This is a genomic window from Acinetobacter tjernbergiae DSM 14971 = CIP 107465, from assembly GCF_000374425.1.
Lineage (GTDB): Bacteria > Pseudomonadota > Gammaproteobacteria > Pseudomonadales > Moraxellaceae > Acinetobacter > Acinetobacter tjernbergiae.
Genome location: NZ_KB894395.1, coordinates 1 through 3,234, shown reverse-complemented (window position 1 = coordinate 3,234; position 3,234 = coordinate 1). Strand labels below are relative to the sequence as shown.

3 protein-coding genes are annotated in these 3,234 nt (G+C 31.5%); all 3 read left to right on the top strand.

Going from position 1 to position 3,234, the window contains the following annotated elements; translation table 11 throughout:
• The first annotated feature begins 120 nt into the window (after positions 1–120).
• The 3 genes from repM (at position 121) to C502_RS18565 (ending at position 2,978) form a co-directional block, all read left to right on the top strand.
• Positions 121–1,029: a replication initiation protein RepM gene (gene repM, locus C502_RS0117860; protein WP_018680120.1), complete on the top strand. Its 909-nt coding sequence runs from the start codon at positions 121–123 to the stop codon at positions 1,027–1,029.
• 71 nt (positions 1,030–1,100) lie between these two features.
• A complete protein-coding gene (locus C502_RS0117855) occupies positions 1,101–1,622 on the top strand; it encodes a plasmid replication DNA-binding protein (RefSeq protein WP_018680119.1) in 522 nt (173 codons plus the stop codon).
• A gap of 213 nt (positions 1,623–1,835) precedes the next feature.
• Positions 1,836–2,978 (top strand): hypothetical protein, encoded by a 1,143-nt coding sequence (locus C502_RS18565; RefSeq protein ID WP_018680118.1) that lies wholly within the window; start codon positions 1,836–1,838, stop codon positions 2,976–2,978.
• The last annotated feature ends 256 nt before the right edge of the window (positions 2,979–3,234 follow it).

Genomic DNA, 3,234 nt, shown 5'->3' with positions numbered 1-3,234 from the left:
ATAAAACTAGGTTTATCGACCCATAAAACTAGGTTTATCGACCTAATTAATAGGTCGTTTTACAACCTAGTTAAAATAGTTTATGGTATGACCTAGTTAAATTTGATTTATATTAAAAAAATGGCCGAGTTAGTTGTAAAAGATAATGCTCTGATTCAAGCAAGTTATACATTAGATACTGTTGAGCAACGTCTTATTCTTTTGGCAATAGCTGAAGCAAGAGAAACGGGTCAAGGCATCACGGAAAATAGCTTGTTGGAAGTTCATGCTAGTAGCTACATAAATACTTTTAATGTTGAAAAACATACTGCATATACCGTTCTTAGGGATGCCTCGAGAAGCTTATTTGATCGTTATGTTACGTATCACGATATAAATCCAAAAACAGGTAAAGACAGAAGTTTCCATTGTAGATGGGTGGATAAAATTGGTTATGAACATCAATCAGGAGTTGTATTCTTACGTTTCACTCAAGATATTGTTCCTCTAATTACCAGATTAGAAGAAAATTTTACTAAATATGAAATACAACAAGTTTCCAAATTAACAAGTACATACGCCATTCGCTTATATGAGCTACTAATCCAATGGAGATCTAGTGGCCAAACACCAGTTTTTAATCTATCAACCTTTAGACAACAACTAGGCGTTGAAGCTACTCAATACAAGACTATGAGTAATTTTAAAACCTATGTCCTAGATTTTGCCTTGAAACAAGTTAATGAACTAACAGATATAACTGCTAACTATCAACAACATAAAACTGGCAGAACAATTTCTGGTTTCTCCTTCACATTCAAACAAAAACAGGAACGTAAAAAAGTTAAGCCTAAAAAAGCTAACCTAACAGAGAAACAACTAGATTTATTTGCAAATAAGTTGGCTTATGACTCTGCTTTTTCTAGCCAATTTAGTGAAGCTGGTGAAAGCTATGAAAACTTTGCCAAAAGGATTAAACAACTATTAAAAGACCCTGTAAATTTAGACAAATATTCAGATTATTTAGACAATTTAGATTTAAAAGTTTAGTCTATAAAGGTTGTCTAATAGACAGCCTATTAGACATATTATTTTTACAAGATTAGGCATAGTTTTACACAATGAAAAGTCTTTCTGTTGTTGAGTTATCTAAGTTATATAGCATAAATAGACAAACTATTTATAATCATATAAATAAAGGAATATTAAGCAAAAATTCAGATAATAAAATTGATTTATCTGAAGCAATCCGTGTGTTCGGTGAACCATCTAAAAAACAAAGTGTAAAAGAACCTGTAAAAGTAGACAGTCAAAATTCGACAGAAAATTTACTGCTTAGACAACAAATAGACATGTTAAAAAATCAACTTGAAGATGCTAAAGAACGTGAATCTTTTTATCAGAATCAAATTGAGACGATGCAACGTCTACTAGAAGCCCCAAAAGCTAATATAACTACGTTTATCGATCAAAAACATGAGCAAAATATAGCAACAGATCCTCAGAAAGAACCTGAGCTGAAAGCTGATGAATTGACTACTCCAGTTGAAACTGAAAATAAGCGCATACCTGTGCCTGAACACATTGAACCAGAGCCTGAGAAAAGAGGGTTTTGGAGTCGTTTTTTTAGACCCTATGATTAATCAAGATTGTTTAATCTAGATGAATAAAAATACAGAAAAATGATCATGGAATAGACGTGGAACGTGAATAGTCACGAAAAAGCCGCTCCAGTGCGCTGAACTCTAGAACGCCTTACTTTAAGATATTGATGCGAAAGGAAAAGTTAAAGTGTTTCGCATAAGGCGTATTATTATTAAATCAGCTAAGACTGAACTAATAGAGTAGATAATTAAATGACTTTGACCCAAACTTTTCTAAACCAAATCATTTTTAACATAGATAAACATCAGGCAGCTCACATAAGAAATGAAACCAAAAGAATTACACATTTAGGGAATATTGATTTTAGTGAATTAACCCAAAAACAAAAGAATGCGGTATTAAAGACAACTGACAGATTATTAAATAATTTCAGGATATTACATAGTGATATGGAAAAGATATTTAAAAATGAAAACAACTTTACTGAGTTCTTTAGAATAATCCGCTTCCCTAAAGACGCTGAGTTTTCATTGTTTTGGGATCATATCCAGTTAGTTGATAACGTTAATAATGATTTAAATGAGCATAACTTTAATCAGTTAAAGCATTTTTTGACTAGTTTTGGTCCCTTAAAAATTCAAGATCAAACTTTAGATGATTTTTGGAAAGAAGCTATTAGTCTCAATAATTCCGATATCCTTTCACAAACTGTATTTACCTTAAATCTTTATTCTATTCTTTCTCATTTAGATCTATTAACTCATCGTTTGCTCTTTAATGATATTGAGCCAATATGTTTGGGCTGGCTATTCCAAAAAAAATTGAACCCAAAAAACTTTCAGTGCAAGGATGGTAAGTTTACTAAAACTAGTAAACATAAGGCTTTATGGACTAATCCTAGTCGTAGCTTATTGACTCTAATGGCAACATTTGCCGCTTTAAAGCTAGATGATAAAAAGCCCTCTACTTGCCGTGGTTTAAATTTTTCAAACTATTTACTAAATTACACTGATAAAAAAGACAACTTTATAAGAAAAGCTAATGAAGGCTTTCCTATTAGCTATACAGATTTCATCTGGTTGCTTTCAGAAAAAACTGAACGCAATGATATTCAAACTGCTGTTTCAAAAGAGATTACTCAAGAAACAATAAATATTTTGCTAGATGTGAAAGCTGAATACAAGTCTTATAACCATATGTTTTTAATATGGTTTATATATAGATTTTTCCAGAATGACTGTGAGTCTAGACCTAAAAATGAGGCCTTTATGCATGGGATCTATTATGAGTTTTGGGAGCTGTTTTCTGATTATTATAAAAATAGAATCTCTTATTCAGAGTCAAGCCAATGGCCTAGTGATTTAAAAGAGCTTGCTCAACCAGCTATGGATTAAACAAGCTCTAGATACTTAAAAATTACTTACCTTTAGGAGGATTATTTCCGCGACCGCCACCAGATGGATTACCGGTTGTACTTGGTCCATTTACTAACTTACCCATAGCATTGTCCTTTCATTTAATTAACTTGGTGATATAAATATATCTATATTTAAAAGATCACTATTCCCTAAAAAATAACTTTTTTAGATCAAAAAATAACCAATCATAAATTATCTAAAAGCTTGTAAGATTCCCTATTTAACATAATGG